This is a genomic window from Pseudomonas sp. A6 (assembly GCF_052367875.1).
Lineage (GTDB): Bacteria > Pseudomonadota > Gammaproteobacteria > Pseudomonadales > Pseudomonadaceae > Pseudomonas > Pseudomonas citronellolis.
The window spans coordinates 3,903,631-3,925,636 of sequence record NZ_CP198970.1 but is presented as its reverse complement, the minus strand read 5'-3'; the positions used below and the strand labels follow the sequence as shown (position 1 = coordinate 3,925,636).

The 22,006-nt window shown below is 69.8% G+C and carries 21 protein-coding genes; 6 read left to right on the top strand and 15 right to left on the bottom strand.

Annotated elements, in window-relative coordinates:
• Positions 1-143: 143 nt before the first annotated feature.
• Positions 144-584: a carboxymuconolactone decarboxylase family protein gene (locus ACTWJ5_RS17320; RefSeq protein ID WP_043272695.1), complete on the top strand. Its 441-nt coding sequence runs from the start codon at positions 144-146 to the stop codon at positions 582-584.
• Here the strand turns inward: ACTWJ5_RS17320 and ACTWJ5_RS17315 are convergent.
• Both ACTWJ5_RS17315 and ACTWJ5_RS17310 read right to left on the bottom strand, forming a co-directional pair.
• The gene (locus tag ACTWJ5_RS17315) at positions 581-748 is read right to left on the bottom strand and encodes a hypothetical protein (RefSeq protein ID WP_009622166.1); all 168 of its coding nucleotides are present in this window, start codon (positions 746-748) and stop codon (positions 581-583) included. The genes ACTWJ5_RS17320 and ACTWJ5_RS17315 overlap by 4 nt on opposite strands.
• Before the next feature lie 200 nt (positions 749-948).
• Positions 949-1,377 (bottom strand): organic hydroperoxide resistance protein, encoded by a 429-nt coding sequence (locus tag ACTWJ5_RS17310; RefSeq protein ID WP_009622165.1) that lies wholly within the window; start codon positions 1,375-1,377, stop codon positions 949-951.
• Between the two features lie 138 nt (positions 1,378-1,515).
• On the opposite strand from ACTWJ5_RS17310, the gene ACTWJ5_RS17305 reads away from it, so the two are divergent.
• Positions 1,516-2,103: a CGNR zinc finger domain-containing protein gene (locus ACTWJ5_RS17305; RefSeq protein ID WP_276214905.1), complete on the top strand. Its 588-nt coding sequence runs from the start codon at positions 1,516-1,518 to the stop codon at positions 2,101-2,103.
• Positions 2,104-2,106: 3 nt separating this feature from the next.
• Here the strand turns inward: ACTWJ5_RS17305 and ACTWJ5_RS17300 are convergent, their stop codons facing one another.
• Positions 2,107-3,252 carry a YbfB/YjiJ family MFS transporter gene (locus tag ACTWJ5_RS17300; protein ID WP_444436188.1) on the bottom strand — a complete coding sequence of 382 codons (1,146 nt, stop codon included), beginning with the start codon at positions 3,250-3,252 and terminating at the stop codon, positions 2,107-2,109.
• On the bottom strand, positions 3,249-4,127 hold the full coding sequence (locus ACTWJ5_RS17295) for a LysR substrate-binding domain-containing protein (protein ID WP_444436187.1): 879 nt from the start codon (positions 4,125-4,127) through the stop codon (positions 3,249-3,251). Before ACTWJ5_RS17295 ends, ACTWJ5_RS17300 begins: the two co-directional genes overlap by 4 nt.
• Before the next feature lie 89 nt (positions 4,128-4,216).
• Between ACTWJ5_RS17295 and ACTWJ5_RS17290 the strand changes: the two genes are divergently transcribed.
• A complete protein-coding gene (locus tag ACTWJ5_RS17290) occupies positions 4,217-5,257 on the top strand; it encodes an NAD(P)H-dependent flavin oxidoreductase (RefSeq protein ID WP_444436186.1) in 1,041 nt (346 codons plus the stop codon).
• Between the two features lie 204 nt (positions 5,258-5,461).
• Here the strand turns inward: ACTWJ5_RS17290 and ACTWJ5_RS17285 are convergent, their stop codons facing one another.
• On the bottom strand, positions 5,462-6,349 hold the full coding sequence (locus ACTWJ5_RS17285; protein ID WP_444436185.1) for a DMT family transporter: 888 nt from the start codon (positions 6,347-6,349) through the stop codon (positions 5,462-5,464).
• 94 nt (positions 6,350-6,443) lie between these two features.
• On the opposite strand from ACTWJ5_RS17285, the gene ACTWJ5_RS17280 reads away from it, so the two are divergent.
• Complete coding sequence (locus ACTWJ5_RS17280) at positions 6,444-7,235, top strand: AraC family transcriptional regulator (RefSeq protein WP_301502607.1); 792 nt, start codon at positions 6,444-6,446, stop codon at positions 7,233-7,235.
• Between the two features lie 229 nt (positions 7,236-7,464).
• Here the strand turns inward: ACTWJ5_RS17280 and ACTWJ5_RS17275 are convergent, their stop codons facing one another.
• Complete coding sequence (locus ACTWJ5_RS17275) at positions 7,465-8,811, bottom strand: aryl-sulfate sulfotransferase (protein ID WP_444436184.1); 1,347 nt, start codon at positions 8,809-8,811, stop codon at positions 7,465-7,467.
• Between the two features lie 16 nt (positions 8,812-8,827).
• Complete coding sequence (locus ACTWJ5_RS17270) at positions 8,828-11,176, bottom strand: TonB-dependent receptor (protein WP_444436183.1); 2,349 nt, start codon at positions 11,174-11,176, stop codon at positions 8,828-8,830.
• Between the two features lie 176 nt (positions 11,177-11,352).
• Between ACTWJ5_RS17270 and ACTWJ5_RS17265 the strand changes: the two genes are divergently transcribed.
• A complete protein-coding gene (locus ACTWJ5_RS17265; RefSeq protein WP_116423454.1) occupies positions 11,353-12,258 on the top strand; it encodes a LysR family transcriptional regulator in 906 nt (301 codons plus the stop codon).
• Positions 12,259-12,669: 411 nt separating this feature from the next.
• Positions 12,670-14,286, top strand: a complete 1,617-nt coding sequence (locus ACTWJ5_RS17260) for an alkaline phosphatase family protein (RefSeq protein WP_444436182.1) — start codon at positions 12,670-12,672, stop codon at positions 14,284-14,286.
• Between the two features lie 4 nt (positions 14,287-14,290).
• Here ACTWJ5_RS17260 and ACTWJ5_RS17255 read toward each other — a convergent pair whose 3' ends face one another.
• The 8 genes from ACTWJ5_RS17255 to ACTWJ5_RS17220 all read right to left on the bottom strand — a co-directional run bounded on the left by ACTWJ5_RS17255 (position 14,291) and on the right by ACTWJ5_RS17220 (position 21,877).
• The gene (locus ACTWJ5_RS17255) at positions 14,291-14,569 is read right to left on the bottom strand and encodes a gamma-butyrobetaine hydroxylase-like domain-containing protein (RefSeq protein ID WP_444436181.1); all 279 of its coding nucleotides are present in this window, start codon (positions 14,567-14,569) and stop codon (positions 14,291-14,293) included.
• On the bottom strand, positions 14,566-15,531 hold the full coding sequence (locus ACTWJ5_RS17250; protein ID WP_444436180.1) for a HEAT repeat domain-containing protein: 966 nt from the start codon (positions 15,529-15,531) through the stop codon (positions 14,566-14,568). The genes ACTWJ5_RS17255 and ACTWJ5_RS17250 overlap by 4 nt, the downstream gene beginning before the upstream one ends.
• Positions 15,528-16,382 (bottom strand): ABC transporter ATP-binding protein, encoded by an 855-nt coding sequence (locus ACTWJ5_RS17245; RefSeq protein ID WP_444436179.1) that lies wholly within the window; start codon positions 16,380-16,382, stop codon positions 15,528-15,530. The genes ACTWJ5_RS17250 and ACTWJ5_RS17245 overlap by 4 nt, the downstream gene beginning before the upstream one ends.
• Positions 16,379-17,167, bottom strand: a complete 789-nt coding sequence (locus ACTWJ5_RS17240) for an ABC transporter permease (RefSeq protein WP_061561714.1) — start codon at positions 17,165-17,167, stop codon at positions 16,379-16,381. Before ACTWJ5_RS17240 ends, ACTWJ5_RS17245 begins: the two co-directional genes overlap by 4 nt.
• Positions 17,168-17,215: 48 nt before the next feature.
• Positions 17,216-18,622 (bottom strand): ABC transporter substrate-binding protein, encoded by a 1,407-nt coding sequence (locus ACTWJ5_RS17235; RefSeq protein WP_444436178.1) that lies wholly within the window; start codon positions 18,620-18,622, stop codon positions 17,216-17,218.
• A gap of 269 nt (positions 18,623-18,891) precedes the next feature.
• A complete protein-coding gene (locus ACTWJ5_RS17230) occupies positions 18,892-19,137 on the bottom strand; it encodes a 4Fe-4S dicluster domain-containing protein (protein ID WP_009622146.1) in 246 nt (81 codons plus the stop codon).
• A gap of 251 nt (positions 19,138-19,388) precedes the next feature.
• On the bottom strand, positions 19,389-21,131 hold the full coding sequence (locus ACTWJ5_RS17225) for a fumarate reductase/succinate dehydrogenase flavoprotein subunit (RefSeq protein ID WP_444436177.1): 1,743 nt from the start codon (positions 21,129-21,131) through the stop codon (positions 19,389-19,391).
• Entirely contained in the window at positions 21,128-21,877 is a 750-nt protein-coding gene (locus ACTWJ5_RS17220) for a GntR family transcriptional regulator (RefSeq protein ID WP_074979219.1), read from the bottom strand. The genes ACTWJ5_RS17225 and ACTWJ5_RS17220 overlap by 4 nt, the downstream gene beginning before the upstream one ends.
• Positions 21,878-22,006: the final 129 nt, after the last annotated feature.

The following is a 22,006-nucleotide window of genomic DNA, read 5'->3' as shown; positions in this document are numbered from 1 at the left end:
CGCGCTCGCTGTGTATTGGCGGAAGATTAGCCAGCGGCCGGGCCGGGCGCGAAGTTGCGTAGCGGTTTTTCGTAGGATTGGCCACCCTGGCGCGATGGCGCGCCCGGCAGAATGGCCTTCATCTACCTTCGAGGAACTTCGCCATGGAACCACGCCTGGACTACTACACGGCCTCGCCGGAAGCGCTCAAGGCGATCCTGGCGCTGGAGGCGGCGACCTTCGACCTGTCCATCGAGAAGCCGCTGCTGGAGCTGGTCAAGGTGCGCGTCTCGCAGGTCAACAACTGCGCGTTCTGCGCCGACATGCATGCGCTGGAGGCGCGGCGCAGCGGCGAGTCCGAGCGGCGCCTGTACGCCGTGGCGGTATGGCGCGACTCGCCCTTCTTCAGCGACCGCGAGCGGGCCGCGCTGGCCTGGTGCGAGGCGGTCACGCTGCTGTCGCAGTCCAACGTGCCCGACGAGGTCTACCAGCAGTTGCGCAGCCAGTTCGACGAGCGCGAGGCGGTGGACCTGACCGTGGCCATTTCCGCCATCAACTGCTGGAACCGCCTGGCGGTGAGCTTCCGCCAGCTGCCGGCGCTCTAGCGCCGCCGCGGTTGCCGCGGCAGGCTGCCGGGCAGGGCGTAGTAGCGGGCCCGCGCGGCCGGGCTGGCGCGCCAGCGGCGTTCGGCGGCGAGGTCGTCGGCCCAGCGGTCCAGGTCTTTTTCGGCGGGGTGCGGGAAGAGTCGGCGCAGCAGTCGGGCGAACATGGCGGTCACCTTTGTAACTCTTTAAGTGTGTTTATACGGTTACTCAAGATTGTATTCTGCGCTCGCCTTGTAACCTGTCAATAACTGTTTAAAGAGTTACTGCGCCATTCGTCCGGGCAGGCGCAGCCCGGCATCCGGGATAGGCCTTGGCGGGGAAGGGGAAAAGTCGGCTGCGGCGGGCGCCGCAGCCGGGACGGGGCTCAGTCGAGGATGGTCAGGGTGACGTCGATGTTGCCGCGGGTGGCGTTGGAGTACGGGCAGACGATGTGCGCGCGGTCCACCAGGGTCTGCGCCTGGTCGCGCGGCAGACCGGGCAGGGAGATGCGCAGCTCCACCTCGATGGCGAAGCCGGTGGGCACCGGGCCGATGCCGACCACGCCCTCGATGGACGGGTCCTTGGGAATCGCCAGCTTGTCGCGGGCGGCGACGAACTTCATGGCGCCGAGGAAGCACGCCGAGTAGCCGGCGGCGAACAGTTGCTCCGGGTTGGTGCCGCGGGCGCCGTTGCCGCCCAGTTCCTTGGGCGTGGTCAGCTCCACGTCGAGCACGCCGTCGGAGGAAATGGCGCGTCCCTCGCGGCCACCGGTGGCTTCGGCGTAGGCGCGGTACAGCACGTTGTCGATGGACATGGCAGGGCTCCTGATCAGGGAAGGGGACTGAACAGTCTTGGCCAGGCTGGCGCGGCTCGCCAGTCGCCCGATGCTGTAACTTGAAAACGCCTGGACGAGGGTTACCATGGGCTCGACACCCACGACCCCGGAGCGAGCATGCGCGAAACCACCCCCCAGCCGCCCTACATCCTCGCCGACCACCCGGTGCTGGACTTGCTCAACAGCCTGAGCCGCGCCGATGCCGCGGCCCTGTCGGTCTCCGATGCCTGGCACAGCGACGCCGACGTGCTGCACTGGCTGCGCCTGCTGGGCTTGCCGGCGGAAGGCGCGGATTTCGCCGAGGGCGAGCTGCTGGCCGCCGCCATCGAATTGCGCGAGACCCTGCGCGAGCTGGTGAGCAAGCGCAAGCGCGGCGAGGCGGCCGACCCGGCGCGCTTCAACGCCTTCCTGCGCAAGGTCGCGAGCTACCCGCAGCTGGATTGGGATGGGCAGGGCGCGCATCTGCGCCACCAGGCCGTCAAGCCCGGCGCCGAATGGCTGCTGGCGCCGCTGGCGGAGCAGGGCGCGCAGTTGCTCGCCGAGGGGGATTTCGATCTGGTCCGCGTGTGCGAACACCCGGACTGCACCCTGTGGTTCTACGACCGCACCAAGTCGCACCGCCGGCGCTGGTGCAGCATGGCCCTGTGCGGCAACCGCCACAAGGTCGCCGAACACCGCAAGCGCCAGCGCCAGGGCGACGCCTGAGGCTCAGCGCGGGCAGCTTGCGGCGGCCCGCGCCGGCTGCCAGGTGCCGGCCGCTCCCAGCAGCAGGGCGGCGCCGGCCGCCAGCAGCGCCGGGCTGAAGCTGCCGTCCAGGTGATAGAGCGCGCTGGAGGCCAGCGGCCCGACGATCTGCCCCACGCCGTACACCGCGGTCATGGCCGCCAGCATGTTGAAGCGCACTTTCGCCGCCGCCAGGCGCGCGGCGGGCAGGGCGATGGTCGGCGTGCCCATGAAGGTCCCGCCCACCAGCAGGGCGCTGGCCAGGTAGGCCGGGGCGCTGTGCTGCAGCACCGGCAGGATCACGCCCAGCGCCTGCACCAGCAGGTTCGCCGCCAGCGCCCGGCGCGTGCCCAGGCGCCCGTGCAGCCAGTGCCAGAAGAAGCACGACGGCGCCGCCGCCAGGCCGAATACCGCCCAGGCCTGCAGCGGCGACAGCGCGCCGCCGCGCATCAGCAGCGGCAGGTAGGTGGCGGTGATGATGTAGCCGAAGCCGGCCAGGCCGTAGATCAGCAGCAGGCTCGCCGGCGCCATGGGCACGGCGGGCGCTGCGTGCGTCGCCGTCTTGGCGGGTGCGGGCGCGGGACGGCCCAGCGCCGGCCAGGCCAGCAGGGCGAGAACGCTCCCGGCGCCGGCCAGCAGCAGCCAGATCGCCGGGCTGCCCAGGCCCGCGCCATGGCCGCCGGCGATCAGCTCGGCGGAAATCAGGATGCCCAGGCCCACCCCGGAAAACATCAGCGGCGCGCCGCCGTGGCGTTGCATCACGTGCAGCAGCCACCCCGAGGCGCCCACCAGCGCCACCGCGCTGAGCACCCCGGCCAGCAGGCGCACGCCGATGGCGAACCCGGCCGACGCCGGCACGGCCATGGCCGCCAGCCCCAGCAGGGTGCCCACCAGGGCCACCCGGCACAGGCTCGCTGCCAGGCGTTCCGGGCAGCGCGCCAGGGCCAGCGCACCGAGCAGGTAGCCGGCGTAGTTGGCCGAGGCGGCCAGCGAACCGCCGTTCACGCTGAGCACGCCTTCGCCGACCATCAGCGGGTAGAGCCCGGTGAAGGCGAAACGGCCGAAGCCCATGCCGATGGCCAGGATGAGGGCGGCGCTCAGCGCCAGGGCGAGTTCCCTGCGCTGGTTCACGCGGCGGCCCCCAGGGTTTCGCGGAAGCGTTCGAAGGCGCCGGTGGCGTAGCCTTCGCGCCAGACCAGGAGGATGTCCACGCTCATGATCGGCAGCAACTGCAGCGCCGGCGGCTCGCGCTGCAGGTCGAGCAGCGAGCGCGGCAGGATGCCCACGCAGGCGCCGGCGGCGACGCAGGCCAGGATGCCGTGGTAGGAGCCCACTTCCTGCACCTGCACGCGCGGGCCCTCGGCGTTCAGCCAGTCCTCGGCGATCTGCCGGTAGGTGCAGCCGCGGGCGAAGCCGGCCAGGGTGCGCACCTGCACGTCGCCCGGCCCGCGCACTGGCGGGTGGTTGCCGGGCAGGGCCAGCAGCAGTTCCTCGCGGAACACCGCCTGGCCCAGCAGGCCGCGCTCCAGGGCCGCCTCGAAGCCGGGCTCGGCGCGCAGCGCATCCGGATGGGCCACCAGTGCGCAATCCAGGCGCCGCGACAGCACGCCGTCCACCAGCGCCTGGCTGGTGCCGGTGCTGACTTCCAGCTGCACCTGCGGGCAGGCGCGGTGGTAGGCCGCCAGCGGGCCGGGCAGGCGGCTGGCGGCGGTGCTCTCCATGCTGCCCAGGCGCAGGCTGCCGCTGGCCTCGTGGGGGTGCAGCGACTGCCGCGCCTCGGCGGCCAGGGCCAGGAGCTTCTCGGCGTAGGCGAGGAACTCGCGGCCCTGGTCGGTCAGCGCCATGCGCTTGCCGTCGCGCAGGAACAGCGCCACGCCCAGGTCTTCCTCCAACTGGCGGATGCGCGTGGTGACGTTCGACTGCACCCGCTGCAGGCGCGCGGCGGCGCGGGTCACGCTCTGCTCCTCGGCGACGCAGCGGAAGATTTCCAGGCTGGACAGGTCCATCGATGATCTCTGTTGGAGAATGTGTTGCGTAGAATATTCTCTGTATGAGATTTTAAGTCAACCATCGATCAGCCCAAGAGATCATCGCCATGTCCCTCCGCCAACTGCTCGGCATCGAACACCCCATCATCCAGGCGCCCATGGTCGGGGTCTCCACCCCGGCGCTGGCCGCCGCCGTGTCCGAGGCCGGCGCCCTGGGCTCCATCGGCCTGGGCGCGAGCAGCCCGGCTCAGGCCCGCGAGCTGATCGCCCAGGTTCGCGCGCTGACGGCGAGGCCGGTGAACTTCAACCTGTTCTGCCACCGCCCGGGGCAGGCCGAAGCCGCCCGCGAGGCCGCCTGGGTGGAACACCTGCGGCCGCTGTTCGAGGAACTGGGCGGCGAGCCGCCGGCGGCGCTGCGGGAGATCTACCGCAGCTTCGTCGATGATCCGCAGATGCTGGAGGTGCTGCTGGAAGAGCGCCCGGCGGTGGTCAGCTTCCACTTCGGCCTGCCCGCGCGGGGCTGGATCGACCGGCTGAAGGCCGCCGGCATCGTCCTGCTCGGCTGCGCCACCAACCTGGCGGAGGCCCGCGCGGTTGAGGCCGCCGGGCTGCACGCGGTGGTCGCCCAGGGCTACGAGGCGGGTGGGCACCGCGGCATCTTCGAGCGTGATCACGATGAGCGCATCGGCACCCTGGCCCTGGTCGGCAGCCTGGCGCCGGCGCTGAAGGTGCCGGTGATCGCCGCCGGCGGCATCATGGACGGCCGCGGCATCCGCGCCGCCTTCGCCCTGGGCGCGCAGGCGGTGCAGATGGGCACGGCCTTCGTCGCCTGCCCGGAGTCCTCGGCCAACGCCGCCTACCGCGCGGCGCTGCGCAGCGAGCGGGCCTGGCACACCGAAGTGACCGCGGCCATCTCCGGGCGCCCGGCGCGCGGCCTGCCCAACCGCCTGTTCAGCGACCTGCAGCGCGCCGACGCCCCGGCGCTGCCGGACTACCCCATGGTCTACGACGCCACCAAGGCCCTGGTCGCCGCGGCCAAGGGCAACCCCGACTTCGCCGTGCAATGGGCCGGCCAGGGCGCGCCCCTGGCTCGCGAGCTGCCGGCGGCGGAGCTGGTAGCCAAGTTGGTGTCGGAGGCCAACCTGTAGGAGCGAGCTTGCTCGCGAACCAGCCCCGCTGCGGAATCTGTTCGCGAGCAAGCTCGCTCCTACGAAGAGCACCCCGCGCAAGATAGTTGCCCCTACTCCGAACCCTCGTGTAGGAGCGCGCCCTGCGCGCGAAATCGCGGGCAGGGCCCGCTCCTACAGGTTTCCGGGAGGCACCTGTAGGAGCGGATTCATCCGCGATAGGCCTCAGTCGGCAGCCAGACCCGCCGCCGGCCGAGGCCGCCAACGTTCGGCAAGAAGCACCCCGGCGAGGGTCAGCGCGCCGCCGTATAGGTGGTGCACGCCCAGGCGCTCGTCCAGCAGCACGGCGGCGATGGCCGCGGTGACCAGCGGCAGCAGGTTGAAGAACAGCGCCATGCGGTTCGGGCCCATCTCCTGCACCCCGCGCATCCACGCCAGGGGCGCGGCGATGGAGGCCAAGAGGCCCGCATAGGCCACCAGCGGCAGGTTGCCGGCGTCCAGGCCGTGGTGCGGTGAGAGCAGGTACATCGGCAGCATCGCCAGCACCGCCACCAGCACCTGCAGGTACAGCAGCTGCAGCCCCGGCAGGCGGATCTGCCATTTCTTCAGCAGCACGCCGTAGAGGCCGTAGGCGAGGGTGGCCACGAGCATCATGCCGTCGCCCAGGCCGATGCCCTGGTGCAGCAGGCTGGCCAGGTCGCCGTGGGCGATCACCAGCAGCACGCCCAGCAGCGACAGCAGCGAGCCGAGCACGCCGCCGGCGTTGAGCCGCTGGCCGAGCAGGGCGCTGGCCAGGCCCAGGGACATCAGCGGCATCAGCGCGAGGATGATGCCCATGTTGGTGGCGCTGGTCAGGGACGCGGCGTAGTAGGCCAGGCTCTGGTACACGGCCATGCCCAGCAGGCCGAGCACCACGATCTTCGGCAGCAGCGGGGCGATCTGCGCGCGCCGGGCCAGCAGCGGGCGCAGCACCAAGGGGCTGAGCAGCACGGCCACCGCCAGCCAGCGGAAGAAGCCGATCTCGGCCGGGGCGATGCGGCCCACGGCGAGCTTGTTGACCACGGTGTTGCCGCCCCAGACGAGCACGGCGAAGAGCGGGAAGAAATAGGTCATTGCAGCGGACATCTGTGAAGGACGGGCGCCATTGTCCCGCCGTCCGGAATGGCGCTTATACTTCATTCCGGACAACTCGCCACGCCATCCGGACATGCCCACGAAGAAATACATCCCCCTGCCGCTGCCGGACCATGCGGCCCTGCCGGCGCCGCTGTACTTCCGCTACGACGAGTTCGGCGCCGACACCCATTCGGCGCCCCACAGCCACCCCTGGGGCCAGCTCAACTATGCCTCCCACGGGGTGATGCAGCTGGACGTCGGCGGCCAGCGCTTCCTCTCGCCGCCGCAGTACGCGGTGTGGGTGCCGCCGGGCGTGGAGCACGGCTGCTACAACCGCGAGGCCATCGTCTACCGCTCGCTGTACGTCAGCGCCGAGTTGTCCCGCCAGCTGCCGGCGGCGCCCTGCACGCTGCAGATCGGCGACATCCTCAAGGCCATCCTCTCGGACTTCGCCGCGCGCGGGGTGAACATCCCCGAGAGCGCGGCCGACAAGCGCCTGGCCCAGGTGGTGCTGGACCAGCTGCAAGCCTCGCCGCGCCACGAGGACTACCTGCCGTTCGCCCAGAGTGCGCTGCTGGGCGAACTGCTCGCCGCGCTGCAGGCCGAGCCCGGCGACAACCGTTCCCTCGCCGACTGGGCCAGGCAGGTGCACAGCACCGAGCGCACCCTGGCGCGCATGTGCCAGCGCGAGCTGGGCATGAGCTTCGGCGAATGGCGCCAGCGCCTGCGCTTCCTCGCCGCCATCGAGGCGCTGGAAGCCGGGCGCGGGGTGCAGGAAATCGCCTTCGACCTGGGCTACAGCAGCGCCTCGGCCTTCATCGCCATGTTCCGCCGCCAGGCCGGCACCACGCCGGAGCAGTACCGCCTGGCGAGCCGGGGTTGAGAGCAGGGCCTGCCTTCTCTTGTAGGAGCGAGCTTGCTCGCGAACGAAGTCCGCAGCGGGGCCCGTTCGCGAGCAAGCTCGCTCCTACAAAAGCCGGGGGTGATGGGTATCGCTTCGCTCAACGCCATCCTACGGGGTGTTCCGTGACGCCACAGGATTCCCCTTGTAGGAGCGGGCCCTGCCCGCGAATCGCGCGCAGGGCGCGCTCCTACAGGTGGCAATGGGCGGTTCAGCGCGCCGCGGTCACCGGTTGCGCGCCCGGCACCGCGGCCTGTACGGCCTTTTCCTCGCGCGGGGTGCCTTCCGGTACCCAGCTGTAGTCCACCGGCAGGGCGCGGTATACCCAGTTGCTCACGGCGTCGCCCAGCGGCGCCTTGCCGAAGTAGGGGCTGACGTATTCCCAGACGATCTCGCCGCCCGGGGTGACCTGGAAGAAGCGGCCGTTCTGTCCCTCGTCGATCAGGGTGTTGCCGTTGGGCAGGCGCCGGGCGCTGCTGATGAACGAGCTGAAGAAGGCCCAGCCCGGCTGCTTCGAGCTTTCCGCGGTGTACTGCCAGACGATCTGCTTCTTCTGCGGATCGATCTCCAGCACCCGCGAGCCGGAGATCACCCCGCGCTGCACCGAGGGGTAGCCGGCGTCGCCCTGGTTGTCGAACACCAGCAGGTTGCCGGCGCCGGGAAGGCCCTCGGGGATGATGTGCGCGTCGTGCTGGCCGCTGATCTGGTCCACCGGGCGCGGCAGCTTCTGCGCGTTGCGCGGGTCGATCGGCGGCAGGTTCGGGCCCAGGCGCCAGACCACCTTGCCGCTGGCCTTGTCGATGATGGCGATGAAGTTGGCGTTGCGCGAATCGAACAGCAGGTTGTCCGGGGCGAAGCGCTGGTCGCCGGCGGCGTGCCAGCGGTTCGCGCCCAGCGGCGCCAGGTTGTTGATGTGCAGGTAGTCCGGGTTCTTGGTCGCGTGCACCAGCTTGAGCTGCTCGGCGCCGAAGCCGAACTCGTGCAGGTGCTCGGAGGCGGTCCAGCGCCAGGCCACCTGGCCCTGCGGAGTGACCTCGTAGATCACGTCGTCGATCACTTCCGGCACCTGGAAGCCCTTCACCGCATGCACGCGGTTGGCCAGCACCAGGGTGTTGCCGTTGGCCAGCCGGCGCAGGTCGTGGTGCTGGCGGGCGGCGCCGCCGGGGGCCTGGTCGCCCCATTGCCAGACGGTCTTGCCGGCCCAGTCCAGCTCGCCCACGGCCTGGTTGCGCAGGCCGTTGCCGGCGGAGGACAGCTTACCCGGCTCGGCCAGGTCGGCGGTCTGCAGCAGCACGTGGCCGCGCTCGCCATTGGCGAGTTTCGGGTCGAGGATGGCCGAGGGGAAGCCGGGGCGGTCCCAGCCCTTGACCTCGTTGCCGTTCATGTCGATCAGGTGCGTCCTGTTGTCGGCGCCGCTGAAGATCACGTACTGGTTGAAGGCCTTCTGCGGGTCGTAGCGCGTCACCCCGGTGGGGTAGACGCTGGGCGCGGCGCTGACGGCGGCGGCCAGCAGCGGGGCGGAGAAGGCGAGCAGGGCGGTGGCGCGGGCATGCTTCATGGCAGTGGTCCTCGGGTCAGAAGTCGTAGCGGGCGGTCACGCCCAGGGTGCGCGGGGTGCCCAGCACGCCGGCGTAGCCGCCGTTGGCCGAGTTCCACAGGCTGGTGTAGTAGGTCTTGTCGAAGGCGTTCTTCAGCCACAGCGACAGGTCCCAGCGGCCGTCGCCGTAGTCGCCGCGCAGGCCCAGGGCGGTGTTGACGATGGCGTAGCTGGGGATCTGCCCGTAGTCGGAGTCGTCGATGGTGCCCACCGCCTTGGAGCGGAAGGCGTAGCTGGCGGTGACGTAGGGCTCCAGGTTGTCTTCCAGGCGCCACTTGTATTCGCCGTTGGCGTTGAAGATGTACTTGGAGGCGCCCACCACCTGGTGCCCGCTGAGGTCGCAGGAGGCCGGCGCGCCGCTCTGGAAGGAGACTTCCGGCGGGCAGGGCGCGTTCTTGTACGACAGGTAGCGCACGTCGTTGTACGAGCCGTTGAGGTTCAGCGTCAGCCCGCGGACGGGCAGGGCGGTGGCCTCGAACTCCACCCCGCGCGAGCGCACGTCGCCGGCGTTGGTCAGGTACTGGGTGCGGGTGGCCTCGTCGTAGGCGTTGGCCTGGTAGCCGTGGACCACGGTGGCGAACAGGTTGGCGTTGAGGATCAGGCGGTGGTCGAACAGCGTGCTCTTGATCCCCAGTTCGGCGTCGTTGGCCCGCTCGCTGCCCACCAGCAGGGAATCGGCGCCGGCGGTGGGGGCGCTGGCCACGGTCAGGTTCACCCCGCCGGACTTCTCGCCGTGGGACAGCGAGGCGTAGCCCATCAGGTTGTCGTTGAAGTGGTAGTTCAGGCTGAGCAGGCCCGAGGGCGAGAAGCTGTACACCGAGAGGTCGCCGGAGTCGTAGGCGCCGGCCCGGCCGTTGCGCGCGGCCAGGGCCGCGCCGCTGACGGCGGCCCCGCCGACGGGCGCGTCGCGGCTGACCCAGGCGGATTTCTCCTCGTAGGTGCCGCGCAGGCCGGCGGTGAAGTCGAGCCTGTCGGTGAGGTGCCAGGTGCCCTGGGCGAACAGCGCGTAGCTGTCGGTGTCGATGTGGCCGTCGCCCAGGCTGGTGACGTTGGCCAGCGCGCCCGTGGCGGTGCCGTTCCAGATGTCCGCCTGGGGGCCATAGAGGTTGAAGGAGTGGTTGTCCAGGTCCTGGCCGAAGTAGTAGGCGCCCAGCACGTAGTCGAAGAAGCCGCCGGTGGGCGAGGCCAGGCGCAGCTCCTGCGACCACTGCTTGTCGCGCACCGAGACGCCGGCGTTGTAGGACGCCGCCACGTTCAGGCCGTCGTCGTTGCGCGGGGTGAAGTCCCACCAGCGGTAGGAACTGATGGAGGTCAGCGAGAAGTCGTTGGCCAGCTTCCAGTTGGCCTCCAGCGAAGTGCCGCCCTGGAACACGGTGACGCGCTGGGCGGCGTCGAAGTTGACCTTGCGGTCGTCGCCGTACACCAGCGTGGCGCCGGCGGCGCGGGCGCGCTGCTCGTAGCGGTTGACGCCGTTGATGGTCGGCCCGGTGCTGAACAGGGTGAGGATGCCGTTGCTGGAGTTCTCCTCGTTGTAGTCGCCGATCCAGCGCAGGCTGAAGTCCTCGTCGGGCTTGTACAGCAGCTGGCCGCGGAAGCCCTGGCGGGCGCCGCCGTTGAGGGTGTTGCCGTCGAAGACGTTCTTCACGTAGCCGTCGTCGCGGGTGCGGTAGGCCGAGAAGCGCCCGGCCAGCGCGTCGGTGAGCGGCCCGGAGACCGTGGCCTTGCCCTGGAAGTAGCCGTCCTCGCCGCCGGACACCTCGACGCTGCGCTCGGGGGTGAAGCTGGGTAGGCGGGTGGAGATGTTGATCACCCCGGCGGTGGTGTTCTTGCCGAACAGCGTGCCCTGGGGCCCGCGCAGCACTTCCAGCTGCTCGATGTCCAGCAGGTCGAAGGAGGCCATGCCGGGGCGGCCCAGGTAGACGTTGTCCAGGTACAGCCCGACGCTGCCTTCCAGGCCGTCGCTGGCCGGGTTGTTGCCCAGGCCGCGGATGGACACGCTGGACTGCCGCGCGTGGACGTAGGCGACGTTGGTGCTGGGCACCAGCTGCTGCAGGTCCTGCACGCGGTAGATGCGCTGGCTTTCCAGTGTCTCGCCGCCGAGCACGCTCATGGCGGTGGGCACGTCCTGGGAGTTCTCCTCGCGGCGCCGCGAGGTCACGGTGACGGTGCCCAGGGTGCTGGCCTCGCCCCGGGCCTGGGCGGCGGCCTCCTGCGGGGTGGCTTCCTCGGCGTGCAGGGCGCCCATGGCCAGGCCGCCGGTGGCCAGCAGGATGGACAGCGGCAACAGCCGGCGGCGGAAACGGGGCGCGGAATCTCGGTGGTGCATGGAAAGGTCCTGGAGAAGAGGTCGTGTCGCGCAGGACCGGTTGGCCTGCAATCTTTTTATTCCGTATCGATCTTTATTTATGTATTTCGATTTATTTACGGAATAAGAGATTGCCTTTATAAGAAGGCCGTCCACCTTCGGACAATTGCATTTGCCCAATATTTTTTATGTAGAAAATGCATATAGACCTTCGCCAGCTCCGCCACTTCATCGCCCTTGCCGAGCACCGCAGCTTCGTCGCCGCGGCCGACGCCGTGTGCCTGTCGCAATCGGCCTTCAGCCGCAGCATCCAGGCCCTGGAGCACAGCGCCGGCTGCCGCCTGGTGGACCGCGCGAGCAAGGAACTCAACCCCACCAAGCAGGGCCTGATCGTCCTGGAGCACGCGCGCCGGCTGGTCAGCGGCGCGCACAAGCTGGCCAACGAGATCGCCCTGTTCAACGGCCTGGAGGCGGGCGAACTGCGCTTCGGCGCGGGCCCCGCGCCGGCGGCCTGGCTGGTGCCGCGGGCCATCGCCGCGTTCAACGGGCGCTACCCCAAGGCGCGGGTGGCCTTCCAGGTGGAGCACTGGCAGGTGCTGGGCAAGCGCCTGCAGGCCGAGGATTTCGAATTCTTCGTCGCCGACACCCGCCATTTCGAGGCCAACCCCGAGTACCGCACCCTGCGCCTGAAGCCGCGCAAGTGGCACTTCTGCTGCCGCCCCGGCCACCCGCTGGCCGGCCAGGGGCAGGTGAGCGCGGCGCAGCTGCTGAGCTACCCCATCGCCACCAACCTCAGCCCGCCGAACATCCGCAAGGTGCTGGTGGACCTCAGCGGCCGCCCCGACTTCCGCCCGGACATCGAATGCGAGAACGGCCACGGCCTGAACGCCGTGGTGCTGGCCTCCAACGCCATCGGCATCGCCAGCGGCCCGGGGCAGGGCGCCGGCGAGCCGCTGGTGGCGCTGACGGTGGCGGAGCTGCCGGAGGACCTGGAGGAGCTGCATACCCGCTACGGCATCGTGCACCGCGCGGGGTACAGCCTGTCGCCGCTGGCGGAGGCGATGATCGGGGAGTTGCGGCGGATCGATGAGGAGACGGTTTAGGGGGGCTTTCTTCTTTTCGTAGGAGCGAGCTTGCTCGCGAAGGGCGCCTCCCTTTGGCTACGGTGTTTCGGGGTTACTCCGCCCCCTCTCCCCAGCCCTCTCCCTGAAGGGAGAGGGGGTTTGTCCGTGCCGAGATAAGGAATGGTTCCAGCCGGAAACCGCCGTGCTTGCCGGCTAACTCAGGAAAACCAAACCGCGCCGAACGGTCCCCTCTCCCTTCAGGGAGAGGGCTAGGGAGAGGGCGCTCTCAACCCCAGTACCCACAACTCCCGGTGAACTCCATTCGCGAGCAAGCCCGCCCCTACCCCACCCCATGCATTCCACGCATGCAAATCTTGCTGCAAATGCGTTTGCCAGAACGCCCCCGCGCCCCGCGAAATGACCGCTCCATCCGTCATCCCCGAACGCCCCATGAGCCAGCCCCAGCCCATCCGCAACGTCCTCTACATCATGTGCGACCAGCTGCGTCGCGATTACCTGTCCTGCTACGGCCACCCGCACCTGCACACGCCGAACATCGACCGCCTGGCCGCCGAGGGCGTGCGTTTCGCCCGGGCCTATACCCAGGGCACCATCTGCGGGCCGTCGCGCATGTCCTCGTACACCGGGCGCTACGTCAGCAGCCACCAGGTGAGCTGGAACGCCGTGCCGCTGCCGCTGGAGGAGCTGACCCTCGGCGACTACCTGCGCCCGGCCGGCATCCGCACCGTGCTGGTGGGCAAGACCCACGCCACCGCCAACCTCGAAGGCATGCAGGCGCTCGGGGTGGACCCGCAAAGCGAGCGCGGCCAGCAGCTGGCCGAGGCCGGCTTCGAGCCCTATGACCGCAACGACGGCATCTACCCCGACGGCGAGCCGTTCGCCGACAAGCGCGAAAGCGCGCCCTACACCCATTACCTGCGCGGCCTCGGCTATACCGGCGACAACCCCTGGCACGACTGGGCCAACGCCGCCGAAGGCGCCAACGGCGAGGTGCTCAGCGGCTGGCAGATGCGCAACGCCGGGCTGCCCACGCGCCTGCCGGAGCCGCACAGCGAAACGGTCTACGCCACCAGCCGCGCCATCGACTTCATGCGCGAGCAGGGCGACGAGCCCTGGTGCCTGCACCTGTCGTACATCAAGCCGCACTGGCCCTATATCGCGCCCGCCCCGTACCACGCGCTGTACGGCCCCGGGCAGGTGCTGCCGGCCCTGCGCGCGGCGCCGGGGGAGGAGAGCGAACACCCGGTGTACAAGGCCTTCCAGCAGCACCAGGAGAGCCTGAACTTCTCCCGCGAGGAGGTGCGCAACACCGTGATCCCCACCTACATGGGGCTCATCAGGCAGATCGACGACCAGCTCGGCCGGCTGTTCGAGCACATGCAGTCCAGCGGCCGCTGGGACGACACCCTGATCGTCTTCACCAGCGACCATGGCGACTACCTGGGCGACCACGGCCTGGGCGAGAAGGAGTTCCTGCTGGAACCGGCGGTGGGCGTGCCGCTGCTGATCCGCGACCCGCGCGCGGCGGCCGACGCCAGCCGCGGCACGGTGGAGCAGGCCCTGGTGCAATCCATCGACGTGCTGCCGACCCTGCTCGACGCCTTCGCGGTACCGCTGGCGGCGCACCGCGTCGAGGGCCGCTCGCTGCAGCCGCTGCTGCATGGGCAAAGGCCGGCGGACTGGCGCGACTACGCCATCGCCGAATACGACTACGCCTTCCAGGCCCCGGCCCGCGAGCGCCTGGGCCGGCCCATCGACGCCTGCCGCATGTACATGGTGCGCAGCGAGCGCTGGAAGTACCTGGCCTACGACGGCTTCCGCCCGCAGCTGTTCGACCTGCAGGCGGACCCGGGCGAGCTACGCGACCTGGGCGCCGAGCCGGCCTACGCGGACGTGCGCGAGCAGCACCAGCGCTACCTGTTCGACTGGCTGCGCGGCCTGAAGCGGCGCACCACCATCAGCAACGAGGAGATCGACCTGCGCGGCCAGGCCTTCCGCTATGGCGAGCCGGAAGGCGGCAAGCTGGTGCGCATCGGCGAGTGGTAGCGGCTCAACCCAGTTCGCGCAGGTAGCTCCAGGGATAGATGCCGCGCTCGTGGCCGTCGTCGAACACCAGCTGCACGCCGTAGCCCTGGGGGTTCACGGCGCGCAGCCCGACCTCGGCGCCGACCACCGTGATGTGCCCCTGCAGGCGCGCCGCGCGGCACTGCGAGCAGGGGCAGGCGCCGCGCAGGCGGGCGAAGGCGATGCGCTGCACTTCGCCTTCGCCCCAGTCGATGCGCAACTCACGCTCGCCGCCGCAGCGGTGCAGGGCGTGGGGCGCGTTCACGCCGGCGCGCCCAGTTGGGTGAGGGCGATGCGCACGGCCTTGCGCACTTCCGGGTCGCCGTCGGCCTGGGCTGCCTGGAGCGCGGGCAGGGCGCGGATGTCGCCCAGCTCGCCCAGGGCCAGGGCGGCTTCCTTGCGCAGGTTGCTGATGGCGTGGCCGAGCAGGCCCTGCAAGGCTTCGCGGGCAGCCTGGTAGCGCAGGTTGCCGAGGGCCCGCGCGGCGCGCAGGCGCACCTGCCAGAAGTCGTCTTCCAGCGCTTGCAGCAACGCCTCGCCGGCCTCCTGCAGGCCCAGCTTGCCGAGGGTGCCGGCGGCTTCCTCGCGGACCTTCCAGGCCTTGTCGCGCAATGCCGCGCCCAGCGCCGGCAGCACGCTGGCGTCGCTGGCCAGGCCGAGGGCGCCGGCGGCGGCGCGGCGCACTTCGCTGTCGGCATCGTCGCTGGCCAGGGCGGCCAGGCGCGGCAGGGCCTCGATGCGCTTGAGCCAGCCGAGGATGCCCACCGCCTCGCGGCGCACACCGGCGTCGGCGTCGTCCAGGGCGGCCAGGGCCGGGGTCACGCTTTCTTCCAGGCGCAGTTCGCGCAGGGCGCGCAATGCGCTGCGGCGCACGAAGGTGTCGGCGTGCGCCGCCCAGGGCAGCAGCAAGCGTCCGGCTTCGGCGGTCTTCAGTTCGCTGAGGCTTTGCGCGGCGGCTTCGCGCACCGTTTCGTCGCTGTCGGCCAGGGCCTGGCACAGGGTCTGGACCACTTCGGGTTCCTCCCAGGCTTCCAGCAGGCGCGCGGCCTCGGCCCGCACGGCGGCGGCCGGATCAATGGTCAGCGCCCGGGCCAGCCAGGGCAGGGCCTCGGGCTCCTCCAGGTCGGCCAGTTCGATCAGGGCGATGCGGCGCACGCCGGGGTCGGCGTGCTGCAGGCGCGGTTGCAGGTCGAGGATGTCGGGGTTGTCTGTGCTGAGTTCGGTCATATGGCGAATCGCGGTCGGTTGTGTTCGTCGTTCGGCAGGCCCAGGGGCGTCAGGCGCGGCAGTTGGCGGCCGTCTTCGTGACGCAGCAGTTCCAGGCAGTGGCGTTTGAGGCGGGTGAAGCCGGCGCTGGTCAGCAGCTCGGCATGGCGCGGGCGGGGGAAGTCCAGGCGGATTTCCTCGAGGATGCGTCCCGGCCGCGGGCTCATCACCAGGATGCGGTCGGCGAGGAACAGCGCCTCGTCGATGTCATGGGTGATGAACAGCACGCTGGTGCGCAGGCGCGTCCAGATGTCCAGCAGCAGCTCCTGCATCATCATCCGCGTCTGCGCGTCGAGGGCGCCGAAGGGTTCGTCCATCAGCAGCAGGCGCGGCTGGTTGATCAGCACCCGGGCGATCTCCACGCGCTGCTGCATGCCGCCGGAAAGCTGCGACGGCCAGCGGTTGGCGAAGCCTTGCAGGCCCACCAGCTGGAGCATTTCCTCGGCCCGGGCGTGGCGTTCGGCGCGCGGCACGCCGCGCATCTTCAGGCCGAAGGCGACGTTGTCGCGCACCCGCCGCCAGGGCAGCAGGGTGTGCTGCTGGAACACCATGCCGCGCTGCGGCGAGGGGCCGCCCACCGGCTGGCCGTCCACTTCCAGGCGCCCGCCGCTGGGGCGCAGGTGCCCGGCCAGGGCGCCGAGCAGGGTGGACTTGCCGCAGCCGGAGGGGCCGAGCACGCAGACGAATTCCCCCGGCTCGATGGCGAAGCTCAGCGAGTGCACCGCTTCGAAGGCGTCGCGGCCGCTGCCCAGGTGGATCGACAGGCCCTCGACGCGCACGTGCCCGGCGGGCAATTGTTCGGGCAGGCTCATGGCTTGCCTCCGGCCTGGCGCTGCCAGGGCGTGGCCAGGGCGCCGAGCTGGCGCACCAGCAGGCTGCTGGCCATGCCGAGCACGCCGATGAGCAGCATGCCGACGACGATGTCGGGGTAGTTCTGCAAGGTGTAGGACTCCCAGGTGTAGTAGCCGATGCCCCATTGCCCGGAGATCATCTCGGCGGTCACCAGGCAGAACCACGAGGTGCCCATGCCGATGGCAAGGCCGGTGACGATGCTCGGCAGGGCGCCGGGCAGCACCACCTCGCGCAGCAGCGCCAGGCGGTTGGCGCCGAGGCTGCGGGCCGAGGCGAGCAGGCGCGGGTCCACCGCCTCGACGCCATGGATGGTGTTGAGCAGGATGGGGAACAGCGCGCCGGTGAAGGTGATGAAGATCATCGACAGCTCGGCGCTGGGGAACATCAGGATAGCCAGCGGGATCCAGGCCACCGCCGGGATCGGCCGCAGCACTTCCAGCGGCGGCAGCAGGCCGTCGCGGGCCCAGCGGCCGCGGCCGATGGCCAGGCCCAGGAGCACGCCGGCGACGGCGGCCAGCAGGTAGCCGGCGAGCACCCGCGCCAGGCTTGCGCCCAGGTGCCGGCCGAGCTTGCTGGACTGTGCCAGTTGCACGGCGGCGTCCAGCACCTCGCCGGGGCCGGGGACGTTGGCGAAGGTGACCAGGCCGAGGTTCAGGTGCCGGGCGCTGGCCAGCTGCCAGAGCGCCAGGCAGGCCAGCAGCGAGGCCAGGCGCAGGCTCCAGCGGGACAGGGTTGTGAGGTTCATTTTCGTGGCTCCGCAAGGGCCCGGCGCGCAGGGCGCCGGGCGTGGACGTCAGCGGCTGGCGACGGCCTGCTGGCTGGCACCGGCGAAGTCGCGCACTTCGCCGCCGTTGCTCTGCGCGTAGCGCTCGGCCTGCTCCTTGAGCAGGAAGGCGTCCAGCGCGCCGTCCTTGCCCTGGACGAACCAGGCCTGGCTGGCCAGCAGCTTGATGCCGCTGTCGCTGGCCTGGGCGTAGACGGCGCGGATGTCCTTGCCCTGCTGCTTCAGCTTGGCCGTTTCGCCCAGGGCTTCCCGCGCCGAGGCGTAGCTGCGCACCTTGGGTTCGCCGCGCACCCAGACCTGCGCCACGTGGCGCGGGTCGGCGATGGCCTTGCCGGTCAGCGCGTCCGTGGCCGTTAGCGGCTGCTGGGCATAGTTTTTCAATGCGGCGTCGTAGTCGGCGCCGGCGGCCTTGAAGGCGGCGCGGATGTAGCGGTCGTCGACGAACTGCTCGACGTTCAGCCCGCGGTCGGCCTTCTTCAGCAGCTTCAGGGTGTCGATGGCGGTGGTGACGGCCTGGCGGTACTCCGGCTTCCAGGTCAGGTCGCGGGTCTGCAGGCCGAGCGGGCCGTGGAACAGGTAGTTCACCTCGGCGGGGATGCCGGCGACCTTCTCGATCAACTCGCTGTACTTCTCCGGTTCCGCGGCCAGCAGCTGGTTGGCCTCGTAGGTGGCGCGCAGGTAGGCCTCGACGATCTCCGGGTACTTCTGCGCGTAGTCCGCCTCCACCAGGGCGCCGTGGAAGGTCGGCGCCTTGGCCTGCGAGCCGTCGTAGATCTTGCGGGCGATGCCGCGGCTCTCGAACAGCTCGGCGAAGGGCACGAAGTCGGCGTGGGCGGCGATCTTGTTGGCCTGCAGCGCGGAGCCAGCGACCTCCGGCGGCTGCGCGATGATGGTGACGTCCTTGTCCGGGTCCCAGCCCTGGGCGGCGATGGCGCGCAGCAGCAGGCCGTGGGCGGTGGAGGCGAAGGGCACGGAGATGGTCTGGCCCTTCAGCTCGGCCAGTGACTGCACCTTGGAAGAGGCCGGCACCACGATACCGTTGCCGCTGCCCTCGATGCTGCCGGAGAGCACGCTGATGAACAGGCTGCGCTTGCCGGCGGCTTCATGGGCCACGCCGTTGAGCGAGCCGGGGAAGTCGGCCATGGCGCCGAAGTCCAGCTTGCCGGCGACCATCTCGTTGGTCAGCGGCGCGCCGCTGGTGAAGTTCTTCCACTGGATGTCGTACTGCGCGCCCTGGTACTTGCCGTCGTGGGGCAGGTACTTGGGCAGCAGGTTCAGCTCGCGGACCAGCAGACCGCCGGCGGCGCAGTTGATGGTGGTGTCCTGGGTGCCGATGGCGACGCGGAGGGTCTCCGAGTGGGCGGAAAGGCTGGCGATGGCCAGCGCGAGGCCGGCCAGGGTGGTGCGCAAGGTCATGGGTGTTCCCCTCGAATCATGAGTGTTGGAATCGTCTCCGCCGCCGGTGTGCGGTGGGAAACGAGGGGGCGTTGCATCAGGCGTCCGGTGGCGTGTCCGGTGGCTTTTCGTAGGAGCGAGCTTGCTCGCGAATCGCGGGCAGGGCCCGTTCCTACAGGAAGCTGTCGTAGTCAAGGCACTGGGCTCCCGCGTTCGCGGGAGTGACGGGATGAAATTCGGTGTGTTGATCGTCATCCCCGCGAACGCGGGGAACCAGCGACTTCAGCGGTTCAACGCAGCAGGTAGGGAATCTCCACCTTCACCGCGCCGGTCGGGCAGTCCTTCTCGCAGGGCATGCAGTACCAGCATTCGTCGAAGGCCATGTAGGCCTTCTGGGTGGCCGGGTTGATCGCCAGCAGGTCCATCGGGCAGACCTCGACGCAGACGGTGCAGCCCTTGTCGGCGATGCACTTGTCCTCGTCCACGGTGACCGGGGCGCTGGAGCGGAAGAAGATTTCCTGGGGTTGGTGGGGCATGGCACGGTTCCTCGTGGTTCGGTTCCGCCCGCTTTCATGGCGGCGGGCTCGGTGTTTCTGTCGGGATATGGCGCTCGGCTCACCACCCTCTCCCCAGCCCTCGGCTGCGCGCCCCGCCCTGAAGGGAGAGGGGGCCGTTCGGAGGTGCCTGGTAACTTGGCGTCATCCGGAAAGCTGTGGGTTCCCGCTGCACGGACAGCTCCCTCTCCCGCTTGCGGGAGAGGGCGGGGGGAGAGGGGCTCCTAGGGCTCCTAGGCCGCCTCGTTCTTCACCCGCAACCGCTCATAGGCCTTCTGCTCCTCGTCATCCAGGGCGATCAGGTACGGCTCCACCGGCTTCTTGAAACTGGTCATCTCGCCGTTCCCGTCCTTCTTCAGATGCGCATGGCAGAACCACTCGGCATCGTTGCGCTGCGGATAGTCCACGCGGTGGTGGTACAGGCCCCAGCGGCTCTCGGTGCGGAACAGCGAGGCGCGGGCGGCCATCTCGGCGCAGTCGCGGATCACGCTGACTTCCATGGCGCGCATCAGCTCGTGGGGGTTGTTCGCCTTCAGCTGCTCCAGGTCGCGGCCGATCTCGGCGAAGCGCTGCAGGCCGATCTCCATCTTTTTGGTCACCTTCGGCGGCTGCAGGTAGTCGTTGACCATGCGCCGCAGCTTGTACTCCACCTGGGCCGGAGGCAGGCCGTGCTCGCGCTTGAGCGGGGCGAAGACGCGTTCACGCTCGCGCTCCACCTGGGCGCGGTCGACTTCGCTGAAGTCGCGCTCGGCCACGTACCGCGCGGCGTTCTGCCCGGCGAACCAGCCGTAGGTGAAGGCGCCGAGCATGTAGTTGTGCGGCACCGCGGCCATGTCGCCGGCGGCGTACAGGCCCTTGACGCTGGTCTCGGCCTTTTCGTTGACCCACACCCCCGAGGCCGAATGGCCGGAGCAGAAGCCGATCTCGGAGATGTGCATCTCGACCATCTGGCTGCGGTAGTCGGTGCCGCGGTTGGCGTGGAACTGGCCGCGGCTGGGGCGCTCGTTGCCGTGGAGGATTTCCTCGATGGTCTGGATGGTCTCCTCGGCCAGGTGGTCCAGCTTGAGGAACACCGGGCCGTTGCCGCCTTCCAGCTCCTGGTGGAACTCCCACATCATCTGCCCGCTCCAGTAGTCGCACTCGATGAAGCGCTCGCCCTTGGAGTTGGCGGTGTAGCCGCCCAGTGGCCCGGTGACGTAGGCGCAGGCCGGGCCGTTGTAGTCCTTGATCAGCGGGTTGATCTGGAAGCATTCCAGGTTCGAAAGCTCCGCACCGGCGTGGTAGGCCATGGCGTAGCCGTCGCCGGCGTTGGTCGGGTTCTCGTAGGTGCCCATCAGGTAGCCGGAGGCGGGCAAGCCCAGGCGCCCGGCGGCGCCGCAGGCGAGGATCACCGCCTTGGCGCGGATCACCTGGAACTGCGCGGTGCGGCAGTCGAAGCCGAGCACGCCGTTGACCGCGCCCTCGGCGTCGGTGAGCAGCCGGGTGGCCACCAGGCGATTGGTGATCTCCACCCGCGCGCGCTTGAGCTGGCGGTAGAGCACCTTCTTGATGTCGTGGCCCTCGGGCATCGGCAGCACGTAGGCGCCCATGTGGTGGACCTTCTTCACCGCGTAGTCGCCCACCTCGTCCTTCTCGAACTTCACGCCCCAGCGGTCGAGCTGCTCGATGGTCTCGAAACTGTGGGTGGCGTAGGCGTAGACGGCAGCCTGGTTGACGATGCCGTCGTTGGCCACGGTGATTTCCTTGGTGTACTGCTCGGGCGTGGCGTGGCCGGGGATGACGGCGTTGTTCAGGCCGTCCATGCCCATGCTGATGGCGCCGCTGCGCTTGACGTTGGCCTTGTCCAGCAGCAGCACGCGCAGCTCGCGGTTGGCTTCCTTGGCCTTGATCGCCGCCATGGGGCCGGCGGTGCCGCCGCCGATGACGACGATGTCGTAGGCGCTTTGCTTGTCTTCGGGGAGGTCGCTGTGGCTCATGCTCGGGGGCCCTTGTGACGGTCGATGCGCAGGCGGTACTGGAAGGCGTCGCCGCGGTAGTAGAGGTGTTCGTAGTCCAGCGGCTGGCCGTCGGCGCCGTGGGTGAGGCGTTCGATGCGCATCACCGGCGAGCCTTCCTCCACCTCCAGGGCGGCGGCCAGCTCGGCGTCGGCGAGGATGGCGTCGATGGCCAGGTCGGCATGCCCCAGGGGCAGGCCGCAGTCGTTCTCGAGGATCAGGAAGATGTCGCGGCTCACCAGGTCGGCCTTCTCCAGCCGGCGGCCGACGGCCTCGGGCAGGTAGGTGACCTCCAGCGACACCAGCTCGCGGTTGACCAGGCGCGCGCGCTTGATCTGCGCCACGCTGTCGCCCTCGGCCACCCGCAGGCGCGCGGCCACCTGGGCGTCGGCCGGCACGAAGCGGAAGCTGCGCAGGCGGTTGATCACCTCGTAACCGCGCTCGCCCATGGACTCGGCCAGGCCCTGCAGGGTGCTGACGTTCTGGAACGCCTTGGGCCGGGCGACGAAGGTGCCCTTGCCGTGGATCTTGAAGATCAGGCCTTCCTTCTGCAGGTCGCCCAGAGCCTGGCGCACGGTGATGCGGCTGACGCCATGGGCCTTGCCCAGCTCGGCCTCGGAGGGCATGCGGCTGAGCGGCGGGTAGCTGCCGTCGAGGATGCGCGTGCGCAGCAGCTCCTTGAGCTGGCTGTACAGCGGGACGGGGGAGAGGGGGAGCAGTTCGGTCATGGCTATGACTTGTTATGACGAGTTGTGGGGCGACTATAGGGGAATAAGAATCCGGGTGGGAAAGACCGGATTTGCATATGGATATGCGCGGGGCATGGGGGCGCTCCCAGCATACCGGCGGGCACGGCT